General features: G+C 39.4%; 14 protein-coding genes. 8 read left to right on the top strand and 6 right to left on the bottom strand.

The window, feature by feature from the left end:
- Positions 1-104: 104 nt before the first annotated feature.
- The 4 genes from LPB86_RS12765 to xrtN are packed head-to-tail and all read left to right on the top strand — an operon-like array spanning position 105 to position 4,864.
- Positions 105-725, top strand: coding sequence for a hypothetical protein (locus LPB86_RS12765; RefSeq protein ID WP_230644502.1), 621 nt, complete (start codon positions 105-107; stop codon positions 723-725).
- Complete coding sequence (locus tag LPB86_RS12760) at positions 722-1,021, top strand: transcriptional regulator (RefSeq protein ID WP_230644500.1); 300 nt, start codon at positions 722-724, stop codon at positions 1,019-1,021. The genes LPB86_RS12765 and LPB86_RS12760 overlap by 4 nt, the downstream gene beginning before the upstream one ends.
- 53 nt (positions 1,022-1,074) lie before the next feature.
- Positions 1,075-3,585 carry an XrtN system VIT domain-containing protein gene (locus LPB86_RS12755; protein WP_230644498.1) on the top strand — a complete coding sequence of 837 codons (2,511 nt, stop codon included), beginning with the start codon at positions 1,075-1,077 and terminating at the stop codon, positions 3,583-3,585.
- Positions 3,566-4,864, top strand: a complete 1,299-nt coding sequence (gene xrtN / locus LPB86_RS12750) for an exosortase N (protein ID WP_230644496.1) — start codon at positions 3,566-3,568, stop codon at positions 4,862-4,864. The genes LPB86_RS12755 and xrtN overlap by 20 nt, the downstream gene beginning before the upstream one ends.
- Before the next feature lie 24 nt (positions 4,865-4,888).
- Here xrtN and LPB86_RS12745 read toward each other — a convergent pair whose 3' ends face one another.
- The 3 genes from LPB86_RS12745 to LPB86_RS12735 form a co-directional block, all read right to left on the bottom strand.
- On the bottom strand, positions 4,889-6,832 hold the full coding sequence (locus LPB86_RS12745) for a heavy metal translocating P-type ATPase (protein WP_230644494.1): 1,944 nt from the start codon (positions 6,830-6,832) through the stop codon (positions 4,889-4,891).
- Positions 6,833-7,115: 283 nt separating this feature from the next.
- Positions 7,116-7,805 (bottom strand): OmpW family protein, encoded by a 690-nt coding sequence (locus LPB86_RS12740; RefSeq protein WP_230644492.1) that lies wholly within the window; start codon positions 7,803-7,805, stop codon positions 7,116-7,118.
- Positions 7,806-7,896: 91 nt separating this feature from the next.
- The gene (locus LPB86_RS12735; RefSeq protein ID WP_230644491.1) at positions 7,897-8,235 is read right to left on the bottom strand and encodes an MmcQ/YjbR family DNA-binding protein; all 339 of its coding nucleotides are present in this window, start codon (positions 8,233-8,235) and stop codon (positions 7,897-7,899) included.
- 47 nt (positions 8,236-8,282) lie between these two features.
- Here LPB86_RS12735 and mnmD point away from each other — a divergent pair, with 47 nt between their 5' ends.
- The 3 genes from mnmD (at position 8,283) to mazG (ending at position 11,012) form a co-directional block, all read left to right on the top strand.
- The gene (gene mnmD, locus LPB86_RS12730) at positions 8,283-8,951 is read left to right on the top strand and encodes a tRNA (5-methylaminomethyl-2-thiouridine)(34)-methyltransferase MnmD (RefSeq protein ID WP_230644489.1); all 669 of its coding nucleotides are present in this window, start codon (positions 8,283-8,285) and stop codon (positions 8,949-8,951) included.
- Between the two features lie 94 nt (positions 8,952-9,045).
- Positions 9,046-10,164: an AI-2E family transporter gene (locus LPB86_RS12725; RefSeq protein WP_230644486.1), complete on the top strand. Its 1,119-nt coding sequence runs from the start codon at positions 9,046-9,048 to the stop codon at positions 10,162-10,164.
- A 41-nt stretch (positions 10,165-10,205) separates the two neighbouring features.
- Positions 10,206-11,012: a nucleoside triphosphate pyrophosphohydrolase gene (gene mazG / locus LPB86_RS12720; RefSeq protein WP_230644483.1), complete on the top strand. Its 807-nt coding sequence runs from the start codon at positions 10,206-10,208 to the stop codon at positions 11,010-11,012.
- On the opposite strand, the gene LPB86_RS12715 is transcribed toward mazG, so the two are convergent.
- The 3 genes from LPB86_RS12715 to LPB86_RS12705 all read right to left on the bottom strand — a co-directional run bounded on the left by LPB86_RS12715 (position 11,009) and on the right by LPB86_RS12705 (position 15,242).
- Positions 11,009-12,271 carry a DEAD/DEAH box helicase gene (locus tag LPB86_RS12715; RefSeq protein ID WP_255695557.1) on the bottom strand — a complete coding sequence of 421 codons (1,263 nt, stop codon included), beginning with the start codon at positions 12,269-12,271 and terminating at the stop codon, positions 11,009-11,011. The two genes, mazG and LPB86_RS12715, sit on opposite strands and share 4 nt — an antisense overlap.
- 78 nt (positions 12,272-12,349) lie before the next feature.
- On the bottom strand, positions 12,350-13,996 hold the full coding sequence (locus LPB86_RS12710) for a GAF domain-containing sensor histidine kinase (protein ID WP_230644479.1): 1,647 nt from the start codon (positions 13,994-13,996) through the stop codon (positions 12,350-12,352).
- A 25-nt stretch (positions 13,997-14,021) separates the two neighbouring features.
- Positions 14,022-15,242 carry an FtsX-like permease family protein gene (locus LPB86_RS12705; protein WP_230644476.1) on the bottom strand — a complete coding sequence of 407 codons (1,221 nt, stop codon included), beginning with the start codon at positions 15,240-15,242 and terminating at the stop codon, positions 14,022-14,024.
- 77 nt (positions 15,243-15,319) lie between these two features.
- Between LPB86_RS12705 and LPB86_RS12700 the strand changes: the two genes are divergently transcribed.
- Positions 15,320-16,585 carry an exo-beta-N-acetylmuramidase NamZ domain-containing protein gene (locus LPB86_RS12700; RefSeq protein ID WP_230644472.1) on the top strand — a complete coding sequence of 422 codons (1,266 nt, stop codon included), beginning with the start codon at positions 15,320-15,322 and terminating at the stop codon, positions 16,583-16,585.
- Positions 16,586-16,600: the final 15 nt, after the last annotated feature.

Raw genomic sequence — 16,600 nt, 5'->3', positions numbered from 1 at the left:
CTTAGCTGCTTACCATACAAGAAAGCTAAGGTTTAGCATTTAAACATAAATTAATTTGCAAATCTCATTTTATTACCATTACTTTGCTACTCAAAGTACTTTAAATGAAAGAACAAGATGTATATTCGGAAATAAACTCCATAAAGAACCTAATGGAGCGTTCTGCTAAATTTATATCGCTAAGTGGTTTATCAGGTATCATGGCTGGAATTTATGCAATAATTGGTGCGTTTATAGGCTATAACATTGTCTATGGCGCTTCCGGCATTACAGGATATCGTAGTCATTATGCAAATGAAACTGAAATTTTAGTGCAACTCAGTTTTGTTGCTGCTGCAGTACTTTTTCTCTCTTTAACAACTGGCATCTGGCTTACTGTACGTAAAGCAAGTAAGAAAAATGAACAAGTATGGAATGTAAGCAGCAAACGTCTGCTGAGCAATATGGCAGTCCCCTTGGTTACAGGAGGCGTCTTTATCCTGATTTTAATCTTAAGAGGTGAATATGGAATAATTGCACCAGCCTCATTGATATTTTATGGATTGTCGCTTGTTGCAGGAAGTCACTATACCTATACAGATGTCAAAGGCCTTGGCTTTTTTGAAATTATATTAGGCCTGGTTGCAGCTTTCTTTCCTGGTTATGGCATAATCTTTTGGACAATTGGCTTTGGAATACTTCATATTCTTTATGGTTCTATCATGCATTTTAAATACGACAGTTGAAAAATCCCTTAAAAGAATTTGACAAGGCATTTGAAAACCGCATCCGGTTGCAGATCATGAGCGTATTGGTTGCCAATGAGCAATACGATTTCAATTCCTTAAAAGAACTGCTGCAAGTTACAGATGGAAACTTAGCTTCGCACTTAAAAGCGCTTGAAAAGGAAGCCTATCTTTCCGTACATAAATCTTTTATCGGGCGTAAACCCAACACCCAATACATTGCAACAGAAACAGGCCGAACTGCATTTAGAAAGCACCTCCAGGCACTGGAAAATTTAATAAAACTGCAGAAATAATATTTTTTTTAAACATATACTTTGAAAAACAAAGTACTTCTAAAACAACAAAAATGAAAACAAAAGTCATCTTTAAAGACTGGCTCACCAGTGTTGGTATTGCATTCATCGCCATCTCTGCTGGCATTTATACCATTGCAGACAATAATCTTACAAGTTTAGACCAACGCTTTGAATTTGGTCTTTTCTTTTTAAACTACGGTTTAACAGCCGTATTTACTGTAATGGTTTTAGGAAATGCAGTGGGACTCCATGGATCTAAAATCTCCAAAGCCAATATAGAATATACCATACTGATGCTCATCTTGTGGCTGATTAGTGCATTTTCATTAAACCGGGAAATGAATGTATTCGAAAATTCAGTAACCTGGCTTTGCGTTTGGATTTGCATCTCCTGCATTACGTTACTTTTATATCTTTATAAAGACCATTTCCCTCTTTACTTAAAACATCTGCTGGCCTTATTATTGGGAATTTCTATCCTCTTGTTTACCTACTATTCGCTATATCTTACACCCCTTTATATTGTCAGTGCTTTTGCTGCAATAGGATTGGGTATCTCCTTACATACCTATGTAACCTTATACCTGGCTATAATAACTACGGTTATAACATTCAGATTGCTAAAAACACATAAAACATTGCTTTACTCCTTTTTGACTGGAATTTTAGCGCCCGCAATTTATTGCGCTTTTTTCGCAATCTCATGGCATAAAACCAATACCAAAATCAACTACATCCTTAACCACCATGCTCTGGTAAAAAACACGCTTCCCCCCTGGATATCCATTAGCCAGGAGTTAAAAAAGTCTTTCATTACCGAACGTTTCATCAAGGCAGATCTTGTATATAAAACTGCTAATTTGGGAAAAAGCATCTTCTGGGGAGATTTCGGCCTATCAACATTCGATGAACTAAAAAAACATGATCCCCTGGTTATTATTTCCAGCCTGTTCGGCACAAAAAATAACCTAGGAGAAAGGGAGAAAATAAAAATACTGCAATCCATGTACGATTCCAGGCATCAGGCACAGGAACGTTTGTGGGCAGGCGACAAATTAAAAACGGCCAATGTGATCAGCAATGTGCAAATTTATCCCGAATACAGGCTTGCTTATACCGAAAAAACCATTAGTATCGCCAACTTAAGTAAGCGAGCCTGGAATAATCAGGAGGCAATTTACACCTTTCATCTTCCCGAGGGTTCTGCAGTAACTTCACTCTCACTTTGGATAAATAACAAGGAAGAAAAAGCGATCTTAACTTCCAAAGCAAAGGCAGACACAGCATATAAGGAAATTGTAGGCGTTGAACAACATGATCCTTCAGTCATTCACTGGCAGGAGGGGAACAAAATTACCGTTAGGGTTTTTCCATGTACAATTGCTGAAAACAGAAAATTTAAAATAGGAATAACCAGCCCCTTAAAAAAAACTGAAGGTAAACTTACCTATCAAAACCCATATTTTGAAGGTCCGGCTGCCAAATCTACCTCTGAGACAGTCCGCATAGCGTTATCAAATACTACATCTAAATTTGATTTAAAGGATTATCACGAAGTCGAAAAAAACATTTATGAACGCGACCGGGATTATCTTCCGTATTGGGAAATCTCCTGCCAGAACATTCCTTTATCCACAGAAACTTTTTCTTTTTCCGGAACGAGTTATAAAGTCAAAAATCTCGATAAAAAGTACGAATCATTTCATCCGGAAAAAATATATGCAGATTTAAACAGCTCGTGGACGGACGAAGAAGCAGTGCAATTGCTTGAACTTATTAAATTAAAAAGTGTATATGTTTTCAGTGATAAACTAACCCGCCTCACGCCTCAAAACTTTAATCAGATCTATTCACAATTACATGAACAGAATTTTAGCCTAATGCCTGTTTATAAGATCAAAAATCCAGAAAATGCTTTAATTATCTCTAAAAGCACAATGCAATCCCCCAGCCTTGGAGATCTTGAAAACAGTGAGTTTCAGAAAAGCCTAACCCACTATTTTAATCATCCTACCCATATCCGCATATTTGATTTAGGCGAGAACCTCTCACCGTACTTAAGCGCTTTAAAAGAATTTCGCTTGCTAAACTATGAACATGGCAATTTTAAAAATCTTAGACAGCAGTTAAATACCGGACTGTTTTTGAGTAACCAGGAAAACGACAATAAAACCGTCATCAGCAGTGCAGAAATGGTAATAGAGTCTATACCCAACACTTCAGCGGGCACAGCCCCAGACCATTTAATGAGACTATATGCCTATAATGACATTATGAAGAAGGCGGGGAAAAATTATTTTAACCAAAATTACCTTCAGCCGGAAATTATAGAAGAAGCTAAAACCGCATATGTAGTTTCACCAGTATCTAGTCTGATTGTTTTGGAGACACAGAAGGACTATGAGCGGTTTAATATTGAAGACAGTAAAAACAGCCTAAAAAATGCAGCTGTAAAATCTTCCGGGGCAGTACCCGAGCCACACGAGTGGATGCTGATCATCATGGCAGTATTTGTATTGGCTTATTTATGGAAAAGCAATCATGACAAAGTTACAGCGTAACTACTATTACGGCCTTCTCGCAATTTATACCTTTTTTGCTATCTATCTCTTAAGGGTATATTTTTTATGGGATCTGAATGCCGGATTTGGCTTTCTGCTACTTCCCTACTTTTTAGGTGTTAAAAGTAAGCAGCGCTCCTGGAGATACCTGGTACCATCCCTATTAGCCGTAGGTTTGGTACTGGCTTTTCCCGTTAAAACACTCCTTTTTATTGCATTGCTTTTTACCGCCTTATTGCTCATAGAAAGCCACAAAGGAAAGCTAAATAGTTGTGTGCTCGTTCTGCTGTTTATCATTTCACCTGTGTTCAAGTTTATTAGCACAACAATAAGCTTCCCCATAAGATTATGGCTCACAGAAAAAGCCACAGCCTTACTCTTTCTTTTAGGAATGCCAGCTCATAGTCAAGGGAACATCATAAAATTTAACGGACAGGATTTTTCTGTAGATGAGGCATGCGCGGGACTAAATATGTTAAACACTTCACTAATCCTCTGCATATCCATACTTATTTATTATCAAAAAAATACCGGAAAATCTTTAGCATTCCCTCACATTCTTGGATTTCTCTTCTTCACCACATTTCTTAATTTGGCATGTAACCTCCTTAGAATTCTTATTCTTGTTATACTCAATATAGAAGAAGGCACAATTGGACATGAAGTAATCGGGCTCATATGCCTTGCGGTTTATGTATTTCTTCCGCTGCTGTCTGCAAGTAAATTCTTTTTTCGGAAAACGGCTATACCTGCGGAAGACTGCAGTAATGTCTGGGTTTTTAAATCACCAAAAGCTAACCTACAATCCCCACTCATTCATTTTATACTATTTATCGCCCTAATTATCTCATTTTTCAACCTTAAAACTATGGATGAAATTATAGGTACCAGCGTACCTATAAAGCCTATAAGCGGATTTGCCCGGCAAAATTTAAAGAATGGAATTATTAAATTTGAAAGCCAAACTGGCCTCATTTATATAAAGCCTGCGCCTTTTTACGCACCAGAACACAATCCGAAAATTTGCTGGAGCGGTAGCGGATATACTTTTAAATACATTAGAAAAGAAACGATTAATGGCAATGAAATTTATACGGGTGTGCTCGTTAAAGGAAAAGATAAAATCTACACTGCATGGTGGTTCCAGAGTCGGGATATAAAAACAATTGACCAGTTTAAATGGCGATGGCGCTCTGCAAGATACAATGAGTCTTATCAACTCATTAATGTTAATGCAGCGAGCAAAATGAACTTACAACAGTTAATACAAACATTATAGCCACCTGAGTTCAGAATCCCGCACTTACAAAAACTTCATTTTTTGAATGCGTACCGCATTTAAAATGGCCAGGAGCGCTACCCCAACATCGGCAAAAACAGCCTCCCACATGGTGGCCAAACCTCCTGCACCAAGAATCAAAACAGCAGCTTTTACCACAAAGGCCAATGTAATATTTTGAAATACTACCTTTTTAGTTGCCTTGCCAATAGCTATCGCAGTGACGATTTTAGACGGCTGATCTGTTTGAATCACTACATCTGCAGTCTCAATGGCTGCGTCACTCCCCATCGCCCCCATGGCAATTCCTATATCACTTAACGCCAATACAGGGGCATCGTTGATGCCATCGCCCACAAAAGCAATTTTCCCGGTTTTATTCTTTTGCAGTGCTTCAAGTCTGCTCACCTTATCTTCAGGCAACAAATCTCCATGATAGGTTTGGATCCCCAATTCTTGGGCTACCTTTTTTACAATGGATAGTTTATCACCACTTAACAACACAATTTGTTTAATCCCTGCCCCCTGCAGACATTTTATGGTGTCTTGCGCATCGCTTTTAATTTCATCAGCAATAAGCACGTAGCCTGCATACACCTCATCAACAGCAACCATAACTATGCTTTCCGGAATTTGATCCAGGTCAACAGGATAATCAATGCCGAATTTTTTAAGCAACCTTGCATTGCCGGCTAGAATAACTTTTCCATTCACTACTCCACGTAAACCCATGCCCGCAATTTCTGCTATATCACTAGCAAACACCCAATTTTTAGCAGCAGCATAAGCAACAATGGCTTTGGCAATGGGGTGCGTAGATTTACTTTCCAAAGCAACCAGGTAGCCCAAAAATTCATCCTCAGGCAAGGCACTTACTAACTTTTGAACTTTAAACACGCCATGCGTGAGTGTGCCCGTTTTATCCAAAACTACGGTGTCTACCTTAGTAATGAGGTCTAAAAAATTAGAACCTTTAAACAATATCCCATTGGCAGAGGCGGCACCAATACCTCCAAAATAACCTAAGGGAATAGAGATAACCAATGCACATGGACAAGAAACCACCAAAAATACCAAAGCGCGGTATAGCCACACTTTAAATTGATAATCGGGCACAAAAAGGAAAGGCACCAATACCAGCGCTAAGGCTAAAAAGAAAATAATTGGCGTATATACCGCAGCAAAACGACGGATAAAAAGTTCCGTTTTTGCCTTCCTTGAAGTAGCATTCTGAACCAAATCCAGAATTCTGGCCAATGAGCTGTCTTTAAACTCCTTCTTTACTTTCAGTTCAATCACTTTATCAAGATTGAGCATTCCTGCCAGTACAGGTTCTCCCTTTCTGATCGTTCTGGGTTTACTTTCTCCGGTAAGGGCGGCAGTATTAAAGCTGCTGATTTCCGAAAGCAGTTCTCCGTCAAGAGGAACTTTTTCTCCAACTTTAATCTGAATGGTTTCGTCAACAAGCACGGTATCTGGTTTCACAATTTGATAAACAGAATTTCTGTAAACACTCGCCGTATCCGGACGTACATCAAGCAATGCTTTAATATTTTTAGTGGCCCTGCTCACGGCAGCACCCTGAAACAGCTCTCCAATGGTATAAAACAACATAACAGCTACACCCTCCGGATATTCACCAATACCAAAAGCCCCTATAGTGGCGAGTGACATGAGCAGGAATTCTGTAAAGATCTGCCCTTTTGATGCAGTTTCGTAAACTTCTCTTAAAACGGGCAAACCAACTGGCAAGTAAGCCAGGATATACCAGGCTAAACGCAGGTAAGTATTAAAAAAATCATTCTTAATCAAGTTGTCAAGTACAACTCCCAACAACAACATCACAAAACTTGTAATTGCAGGAATATAAGTTTTAAAAGAAGAGGCATCACCATGATCATGATCTGCATGATCGTGATCTTCATTTTCGTGGTGATGTGTATGATCGTGTACTGTAGTTTCTGCCATGGATATACTGCTTAGTACAAAGCTACTGATTCCCTTTGAGTATACACCTAGGATCGTATAGCGGGTTACATAACATAAAACTTACATTGCACACAATAAATTATGTTAAAATATGTTAATACTCTATAAACAATCTAAAACCATGAAGTCAATAAAAACATTATTGTTAACCGGATTCATCGTTAGGACACTGGGGATTACCAGAATTTACTACTGGTTTAACAAATAAAAAAGCCGCTTCCAGCGAAGCAGCTTAACTACATACAACCAAATACTTCTTGTTTTAAAACTTATAACCAATACCTACGCCTATAAGCCAGGGATTGATTTTTACGTCGGCAGGTAGATTAGCCAATGTAGAAGAAAGTTGTGGGCTGGAAGTGGGGGTTAAATTTGAGGCATCAACAGTTACATCTGTAGAAAGGAACAGTTTTTTAACATCAACGTTGATGAACATTTTTTTGCTGATGTCGTAATCTGCACCTAGCTGCGCAGCGAAAGCAAATTTGTTTTTATAATCCAACCCTTTTACTACTGGCCCCTCATCTACTCCGTAAAATATAGTGTAGTTAATTCCTGCACCCACATAAGGGTTAAACTTTCCAACAGGCAAGTGGTATTGAAACGTCAATGTTGGTGGCAATAACCAAACTTTACCCAAATCTACATTTGCCGAAGCGGCGCCTCCTATAGCAGTTAAATTTGAAGCTGTAGTACTTACCTTATGTCTTGTAGTACCCAAAATCAGTTCTGCCGCAAAATGTTTATTAAAAAAATAAGTGAAATCAAGTTCCGGAATAAACGAATTGGAGATAGCTGCATCACCTCCAATGACGCCAATTTTCGCACTTTCCTGCGGCACTACGCCTACACCACGTAACCTGATTCTCCATTCATTTTTAGCTCCTGTTGACTGACCAAAAACGCTCAATCCAGCAATCATCATTGCTGCAAATACAAATAACCTTTTCATAATCTATTGATTTATTTTGAAACAAATCTATAGCGATGCCAAGGGTTAAATAATGTTTGACAGCACAGGAAAATGTGATCTACAACAATTGTTATAAATATAGCTGCTGTATTTTTTTTGGCAGTTTTGCTAAAACAAGTTCTCTTGATTTCAGAATTAACGCTTTCAGTTCCGGGGCAGGCAGAACCTCCGTTGAAACAATAGAAACCCATTGCCCTTTAGCAAAATGTGCGGCTTGCGTAATGCCATCTCTTGCCGTAAGCGCTTCAAAATCCTCAGGATCACATTTAAAAGATATCCTGCCTTCATCCAGCGAATGGATTACGTAGATTTTTTCGTGGATCATAAAACACAAATGCTCAGCCCATTTTAACTCTTCGGTACTTCCAGGCAGGCTCAGGCAATAATCCCGCAACATTTCAACATCCATAACAAATAATTTAAGGCTAATTTAAGTAATTCAGATAAATTTGAACAATGAATGTGATTACACCTACTGCCGACGGATCCAATACCCTGTACAATGAAACTATTGGAGAGCACTACCACTCCAAACACGGTGCATTACAGGAAAGCAAACACGTATTTATAGACGCAGGTTTAAAACATGCCATCGCCATTTTTCCCGCACAGGAAATCAGCATCCTCGAAGTTGGCTTTGGCACCGGCTTAAATTTTCTGCTCAGCGCAGCTTATGCCGCAGAAAATCATGTTCCGCTAAACTATACATCGCTGGAGGCATTTCCCCTAAGAAGTGAAGAACTGGAATCAACGGCATACCATAAGTATGTACCTGCCCTGCTTTGGGATAGCTTTACGCTCAACTATGGCAAAGCCTTACAGCAATTGGTGAATATTTTACCAGCACAAAAACTCCGTATTGTACATACCTATTTACATAGGTACCAGAGCGCACAGCAATTTGACCTCATCTATTATGATGCGTTTTCTGTACAACACCAGCCAGAGATGTGGACGGATGAAATTATTGCCCATGCCGCCTCATTTTTAAAGCCAGGAGGTATTTTTGTAACCTATGCCATCACGGGTAAACTTAAGCGTGCATTAAAAGCGATAGGTTTTACCGTAGAGAAACTGCCCGGAGCTCCAGGAAAAAGAGAAATGCTAAGAGCAGTCAAAGCCTAAAATTATCCTAACAACCTAAAGCACCTGGTTATATTTAATTCTGGCAGGGCTTTTGTTTTTAGATGAATACCTGCCAACTTTAATTTTAAACAGCTTGATAAAAATTTCCTCTACCCCCTTCCATACCAAACTGGCTATGGTACTAGTTTCCATTATATGCCTGGTTTATATTGCCATATTAGGCGAAACCATTCTTGCTCCTTTTTTATTCTCCTTTTTGCTGGCGTTGATACTGCTGCCTATGGCCAATTATTTTGAGCAGAAGTTAAAGTTTAAACGGGGCATCGCTTCTATTACCTCAGTGTGCATTATGCTGGGCATCATTATCGGCGTGCTTTTCTTTTTTGCTAGCCAACTGAGCGATTTGATGAAGGACTGGCCTTTGTTAAAACACCAGGTAACGGAGACTTTTCACGACGCCCAGAACTGGATTTCAAGGACTTTCCATGTAAACGCACATAAACAACTGGATTATTTAAACGATACTGCCGCTGGTGCCGTTGCCAAAAGCGCAGCTGTGCTGGGCGCTACGCTGCTTACCGTTTCTTCCACCCTTTTGTTCCTCGCCTTTATCATACTGTTTACGTTTTTTATCCTCAATTACCGCAGGGTATTGTTTCATTTTATTACGGCTGTATTTAAAGAAGAACATGCAAGCCGGGTAAATGATATTTTGAAGCAAATACAGTACATCATTAAACGCTATATTTTGGGTCTGTTTTTACAAATGGTACTGGTTACCACATTAACCATAGCGGCACTCTCTATGCTAAATGTAAAGTATGCAGTATTGCTGGGCTTAATTGCAGGGATATTTAATGTGATCCCCTACCTCGGTATTTTTAGCGCCTTGCTCATTAGTGTTATCATCACCTTTGCTACCGCGGGTGGCGCTACGGCTTTACTGGTATTACTTGCTTTTATAGCTATACATGCGCTAGACGGTAACATCCTGATGCCTTTAATAGTGGGCAGCAAGGTAAAGATCAATGCATTGTTTGCTTTTATAGGCATTGTAGTTGGCGAAATGATCTGGGGAATTTCAGGCATGTTTTTATGCATCCCTTATCTGGCCATGCTCAAGATTATATTTGATAGGGTAGACGAGCTAAAGCCCTGGGGAATATTGCTTGGAGAGGAAGAATCCGGATCAAAAAGAAAGCGCAAAGTATTTAGAATTACAAAAAAGATAAAGTTCGAAGAAGCGGAATAGCTGAATTATTTGGTATTTTAGCGTTCTATAAACCATTTTTTATGCCCAATCACATCCCTCCTGTTGCTGCCGCAGACCCTGCCGCAGCTTTTACACGTTTGCTCACTATCCTGGATACTTTAAGATCCGAATGCCCATGGGATAAAAAGCAAACTATGGAAACGCTGCGCCACCTTACCATAGAAGAAACTTACGAACTATCTGATGCCATACTGGAGGGAGATATGACAGAGGTAAAGAAAGAACTTGGAGATGTGATGATGCACCTGGTATTTTATGCCCGCATTGCGTCAGAAAAGGGAGAATTTGATATTCTGGAGGTGCTTAACGGTGTTTGTGACAAACTGGTTAACCGCCATCCGCATATTTATGGTGATGTTGAAGTGAACAGCGAAGAAGATGTAAAACGCAACTGGGAACAAATTAAGCTTAGAGAAGGCAATAAGTCTGTTTTAGGAGGAGTACCCGCCTCTTTGCCTGCCCTGGTAAAAGCAAGCAGGATTCAGGAAAAAGCAAGGGGCATTGGCTTTGACTGGGAGAACAAAACCCAGGTTTGGGAAAAAGTAGAAGAGGAACTTCAGGAATTTAAAGAGGAGTTTAATGTGGTTGAAAATAGTGCTATCGATGTAGAAAAGGCAGAAAGTGAATTTGGTGATCTACTCTTCTCTTTAATCAACTATGCACGTTTTATTAACATTAATCCAGAAAACGCGCTTGAAAAAACCAATAAAAAATTCATCAAACGTTTCCAATACCTTGAAAGTAAGGCCCATGAAAATGGCAAGGCCCTTCAAGACATGACACTCGCCGAAATGGATGTTTACTGGAACGAAGCAAAAAAGCTTTAGCTGTGCTTTTTCTTCATCGTCATTTTTGCCTTTTGCCCAATACCGTAGTTGTAGTTTTTTGAATTGCTTTCCTTTTTTTCATGGAAAGCCCCACCACCTAAGGGCATATCTTCGTCTGCTTTAACCAGTCGGTTTTTATCAATCCCTTTGGGCTTTTTAACTGTTTTCTCTACTAAAAGCTCTTCTGGCAATTCTGCTGTTTCTATTTTAGCCCCTATGGCTTGCTCTATCTTCTTAATTTGAACAAGTTCCAGGTCTGTAGCAAAAGTAATGGCCACAACTTCATCTTCCTGCGCTTTGTTTTTAACAATACGGCTTAAAAAGGTTTCTTTTTCTTCAGGCACCTCAAAATGAAATATAAAAGGAATACCTGTTAAATCCAATAGCCCTGCGCCATCATTGGCCACAATGAGCACCCTGGCTTCAGGAACCTGTTTAAAGTCTTCAAAATCATCAAAACCACCCTCATCAAAATGTAAAGGTTTATACATGGCATACTCACCCGGCTTAGCACTTTCCAGGCTTTTACAAAGCTTTTGAGCAGTTAAACGGCCGTTTACAAATACAACTACTTTCTCAAACACTTCATCATCCCGCAAAAGGCTATGTAATAAGTTGAGCTTCGTTTTATAATTTGGCACCTGGTACAACAGTTGAGTCACTGTTTCCGCTTTTGTATCCCCAAAATCTTCTACTTCTATCAGCGTAGGAAAGTTGAGGAACTGATCTGTCATTTTATACAATTTATCGTGCATTACCTCTGTAAAGATCAAATGCTGACATTTCCCTGCGCTTCTGGCCAGTTCACAAACCGGAAGCTGCATGCCTTGTGCTACAATTTGCGCGGCATCATCTACAATAAAAGTTTGCAATTTACTCAGGTTTAAGCCCAGTTTTAGGTATACTGCCCTTGCACGGGTTGGCGTAGCCACCACAATATCAATTCCAAGGGCCAGCTCGCTTACTTCAGCCTCATAACCACCAGTACCAAATAAACCAACAATATTGAGGTCCCGGTTTTTACTTAAAGTAACAAACTGCTCTATAACAGCAGCCCCACGCTCATTATCTGCTACCAAAATGAGCACTTTGGGTGCTTCATCTTTTGTGTATTTTAACCGCATTAAAACACCAAGTACATACGTAGTTGTTTTACCAGATTTTTCTGGTCCTACAGCAATGATGTCTTGTCCCCCAAGGATTCTTGACATGGTTTTGGCTTGAATTTCTTTGGGAGTTAAGTACCCGGCATCAGTCATTGATGTGACCAGGGCCTTGCTTAGTTTTAATTTATCTAACGACACAGTTTTCTATTCTAATATGATGAGGCTGCAAATTTACACAATTTCCTGCGCTTTCAGCGGCAATGAAAAGTGAAATGTGCTCCCCACTCCAGACTGGCTTTCTACCCATATGCGTCCATCATGGCGCTCAACAATCTCTGCGCTTAGGTAAAGCCCTATTCCAAATCCAGAAATATTTTGTGTATGCTTGGTTTCAACCCTGTAAAAGCGGTCAAATAACCGGTTTATGTCATTCGGTTTAATACCCATCCCCTCATCTTTTACACTCACCACAACGCTATCTTCTATAATTTCACATTTAACAGTAATCTGTTTGCCCTTTGGAGAATATTTTACCGCATTACTCAGTAAATTTGAAATAACTGAACCAATTTTATCATGATCGGCATATATCATAACCTGACAACATGGTAAAAAAGTGATCATGTGGCTACTTACGGTCAAATCTGTTTCATCAATGATCTCCCTAAGCAATTCATCCAGCTGAAATTCATGTTTCTGAATTAAAATTTTGCCAGCTTCAAGACGGGAAACGTTCAAAAAGCTATTGATCATATTGCTCATCTTTTTAATCTGCGCATGTGCCTTACCCAAAGCAGAGGCAGCAAAAGTATCAGCACCTTTTATAGCCACCCGCTGCAGCAGCTGAATGTAACCGTTGAGCGAAGTAAGGGGCGTTTTTAACTCATGACTTACCATACCGATAAAGTCATTTTTACGCATCTCTTCCATTTTATCGGCAGTTACATCCATTACCAAACCAGAATATTCTACAGGATCATTTCCGTGTAAAAAAACCTTGCCGGTTGCCCTTACCCATTTGCGTTCTTTTGTTACCAGGTTAGTAATAGAATAGGTAATATCGCTTGATTTGTGTTTTTCAACTGCATTTGTAAGCACATCTGTCAGCGGCTTGTGGTATTCGGGATCAATGGCCTCCATAATCTGCTCCATACTGATGTCATGCGTTAAAGAAAAGCCAAAAAGCTCCTTGATGTTATCAGACATACTTACATGCAGGGTTTTAGGGTCAATACTCCAGGTACCCATATTGCCTGTTTGTAAGGCTTCCTGTAATTTATCACTTATTTTTTGTTCTTCAAGAATTTTGGCCTCTGAGGCCAAAAGCTCATCCTGACTGCTCAGATGCATAGAAATCAGATCAGCAAAGAGCGTAAACATACCCCTGATTTGCACGGTGTTGATTAAGGCCGGTTTTGGGTCAATTGCACATAAAGTGCCAAAAAAACTTCCGTCCTTACGCAAAATAGGCACCGAGATATAGCTTTGAAAGCCATACATCGCTGGCGTATGGTGCTTGCAAAATCTTTCATCTTTATCTACATGATCAATAACTACAAGTTGCCTGTCTTCTCTTATTTCGTTACAAATGGTAGTTTCCAGTAGCAGTTCTCCACCTGTTTTAAGCCCAAAATTGATATCATCTTTTACACTGCAGGCAATCCATTTAGTATCAGTTACCCTGGCTACCGCAGCAAAGCCCATCCCGGTTGTGCGGCAAACTACATCCAATATGGTGGATACAATTGAAATGCGTGCTATGGAATTAATGTCGGCATTTATCCCCGCATCTCCAGGATACTTTATACTGGAATTGTTGTCTTCAGTCACGATATCATAGGTTTTATACAATAATACAACATCATTGCTATTTCCCAAAATTTAAGACCGGCAAGCTAGTCCATTATTTAAACCTTATAGCTTTTAAAGGAGAAATCCTGCTTACCAATAAAGAGGGCAGTATCAGCACTACCAAACAAATAATCACAGTTACCATATTCAACAGCACAATATCCATTAAATGAAATTCTACAGGCACATAAGACAGGTAATAAGAAGACTGGTCTAAGCTAAAAATATGTGTGTAGTACTGTAAAAAGCCAAGCCAAAGGCCAAGGGCATTGCCAAGCAAAAGCCCATACCCTACCAGGTACATGGCGTTAAATAAAAAGATCTTCATAATGCTGTAATCTGTCATCCCAAAAGATTTGAGCATTCCAATCATATTGGTGCGTTCCAGAATCATGATTAAAAGTGCGGTAATCATGTTAATTACCCCTACAATCATCATTAAAATCAGTAAAACCCTTGTATTTACATCCAATAAAGAAAGCCAGGTAAAAATATTAGGAAAATATTCCTGTACAGATTCAGATTTTAAATTGATTTCCAGATTTACATAAATATCATCTGCTGCTACAGTTAACTTTGCAAAGTCTTTTAACCGCACTTCAAGGCCACCAATCTCATTTGGCTTCCAGTTGTTTAACCTTCTTATAATGTTAATGCTGCCAATCACAAAACTTTTATCAATTTCCTCTACCCCAATATTGTAAATACCAACAATTTTAAATTTACGCCTGCGTGGCGGATTCTGCACAAAGTGCATGATGAAATCGTCGCCCGTTTTTAGTTTCAACCTATCTGCCGTGTACTGCGAAATTAAGATTTGTCCGTTTGCCTTAACACTATCTGTAAAGTCTATCAAACTGCCACTCACCAGGTGCTTTTTTATGTAGTCCCAGTGATAACCTGCATCTACCCCTTTAAAGTTAATCCCCTCTACTTCCTCATTGGCTGATATGATGGCCGGCTTGGTGGCGTAAGGCTGAATGTATGCTACAAAAGGATTTTTTTTAAGGTCAGTAATGGTCTTGGGCAAAGGGATAAAAGGGCGCTGTTCAAAAGAATTATTGGTATCCAGCTTAAAAACCCTTACATCGCCTACATAACCACGTACCTTTTCCTGGATTTCAGTTTTAAAACCTTTAATAATCGCAATGGACAGCATCATTACAGCAAGGCTTAGCATTACGCCCGATATGGCTATCCGCACAATCAATTTTGAAAAAGTCCGTTCGGACTTAATGGCAATGCGTTTGGCAATAAAATATTCTGTATTCAATGCTATGCGATAAGTTGTATATTAGCAAAAATGCTGAATTCATTTCTATTTGAAGTATATAATTTAAAATTACACACATGAAGGCACCCGTAATTGCTGTTTTAATAGGTTTGCTGGCTTTAGATGCCTGCGGAAATACAAGACATAACAATACAGGAAAAGAAGGTTCATTAACTGCTGCACAGAAGGATAGTTCATCAAAAGCAGCTAAGTATAGTGCTATACGCACCGGTGCAGAGCAGACTGAACGCTATGTACCCCTGCTAAAAGGCAAAAGGGTAGGCATTATAGCTAACCCAACATCCATTATAGGCAAAGAAACTACGGTAGACAGCTTATTAAAGTTGGGTGTTCATATTGTAAAAATCTTTGGACCAGAGCATGGCTTTAGGGGCAAAGCGAGTGCCGGTGTACATGTTAATGATGATGTGGATACAAAAACAGGTATTAAAACCATTTCCCTATATGGTAAACACAGTACACCTAGCGCAGAAGACCTTGCAGATGTAGACATCATGCTGTTTGACATCCAAGATGTTGGCGTCCGTTTTTACACTTACATCAATACCCTGCAGCATGTTATGGAAGCCTGTGTTGTAAATGACAAAGAAGTGATGATTTTAGACCGGCCAAATCCGAATGGCTTTTATATAGATGGGCCTATTCTAGATCCAAAATGGGTTTCGGGTATTGGCTTACAAGCTATTCCAATGGTACATGGTTTAACAGTTGGAGAGTATGCCCAAATGTTAAATGGTGAGGGTTGGTTAAAAAACAAAGTAAAGTGCAAAATAACCGTAATTAAGGTGGCAAATTACAAGCACGATATGCCTTACGTGTTACCTGTAAACCCATCGCCAAATTTAAACTCAAACAGGTCTATCCTACTCTACCCTTCTACCTGTGTATTTGAAGGGGCGTACCTAAACCATGGCCGCGGAACCCAATTTCCTTTCACCATTCTGGGCTCACCGGCGTTAAAAGGCAAATACAGCTTTTCATTTACACCAAAAAGCATCAAAGGCATGTCAGAAACTCCGCTATTTCGAGACCAGGTATGTTATGGAATTGACCTCAGAGATTATGATTTATCGCTCATTAGAAAACAAAAACAGGTTAACCTCAGCTGGATTATAGAACTGTACAAAGCATCGCCCAACAAAGCAGACTTTTTCAATTACAAGCTGAGCAAGGAAATGGGCAACATTGATCGTTTATTTGGCGTTTCAAGTGTGCGGGAGATGATCATTGCAGGCAAGTCTGAAAAAGAAATCAGGGACAGCTGGGAGCCGGGGCTCAGTAAATATAAAACAATGCGCAAGAAGTATCTGTTGTATCCTTAACAATACCTACATATT

Origin of the sequence: Pedobacter sp. MC2016-14, from assembly GCF_020991475.1 — a bacterium.
Lineage (GTDB): Bacteria > Bacteroidota > Bacteroidia > Sphingobacteriales > Sphingobacteriaceae > Pedobacter.
Note: the sequence above shows the minus strand (reverse complement) of the source record. Positions and strands in the feature narration are given on the sequence as shown.

What these genes read in the sequence shown, in the direction of transcription:
- LPB86_RS12745 (WP_230644494.1), bottom strand. Translation starts at nt 6,832, where the DNA reads ATGGCAGAAACTACAGTACACGATCATACACATCACCACGAAAATGAA.
- LPB86_RS12765 (WP_230644502.1), top strand. Translation starts at nt 105, where the DNA reads ATGAAAGAACAAGATGTATATTCGGAAATAAACTCCATAAAGAACCTA.
- xrtN (WP_230644496.1), top strand. Translation starts at nt 3,566, where the DNA reads ATGACAAAGTTACAGCGTAACTACTATTACGGCCTTCTCGCAATTTAT.
- LPB86_RS12715 (WP_255695557.1), bottom strand. Translation starts at nt 12,271, where the DNA reads ATGACTGATGCCGGGTACTTAACTCCCAAAGAAATTCAAGCCAAAACC.
- LPB86_RS12755 (WP_230644498.1), top strand. Translation starts at nt 1,075, where the DNA reads ATGAAAACAAAAGTCATCTTTAAAGACTGGCTCACCAGTGTTGGTATT.
- mnmD (WP_230644489.1), top strand. Translation starts at nt 8,283, where the DNA reads ATGAATGTGATTACACCTACTGCCGACGGATCCAATACCCTGTACAAT.
- mazG (WP_230644483.1), top strand. Translation starts at nt 10,206, where the DNA reads ATGCCCAATCACATCCCTCCTGTTGCTGCCGCAGACCCTGCCGCAGCT.
- LPB86_RS12735 (WP_230644491.1), bottom strand. Translation starts at nt 8,235, where the DNA reads ATGGATGTTGAAATGTTGCGGGATTATTGCCTGAGCCTGCCTGGAAGT.
- LPB86_RS12740 (WP_230644492.1), bottom strand. Translation starts at nt 7,805, where the DNA reads ATGAAAAGGTTATTTGTATTTGCAGCAATGATGATTGCTGGATTGAGC.
- LPB86_RS12700 (WP_230644472.1), top strand. Translation starts at nt 15,320, where the DNA reads ATGAAGGCACCCGTAATTGCTGTTTTAATAGGTTTGCTGGCTTTAGAT.